The sequence below is a fragment of the Saccharothrix sp. ST-888 genome (assembly GCF_000955975.1).
Classification (GTDB): domain Bacteria; phylum Actinomycetota; class Actinomycetes; order Streptomycetales; family Streptomycetaceae; genus Kitasatospora.
The window spans coordinates 1-273 of sequence record NZ_JYJF01001057.1 but is presented as its reverse complement, the minus strand read 5'-3'; the positions used below and the strand labels follow the sequence as shown (position 1 = coordinate 273).

Genomic DNA, 273 nt, shown 5'->3' with positions numbered 1-273 from the left:
CGGCTGTTGGTGCCAGGGCCGCCGGGCGCGGCAGGCGGGCTGGCCCAGGATGGCGCGGTCGGCGGTGTTGAGCATCCAGGCGATGGCGTCGACGGCCGCACGGGCTGCGAGATGGGTGAGTTCGGCGTAGATGTTCGCGGTGGTCGACAGGGTGCGGTGACGCAGCGTCTTGGAGACGACCGGTAGTGGTGTGCCGGCGGCCAGGGCGAAGCTGGCGGCGAGGTGGCGCAGGTCGTGCAGGGCGATGCGGGGGACGCCGGCCTTGTCGCAGAG

General features: G+C 72.9%; 1 protein-coding gene. It reads right to left on the bottom strand.

Features of this window, described 5'->3' with window-relative positions; translation table 11 throughout:
* A partial coding sequence (locus UK12_RS35590) for a tyrosine-type recombinase/integrase (protein ID WP_045307369.1) occupies nucleotides 1-273 on the bottom strand: 273 nt, incomplete at both ends.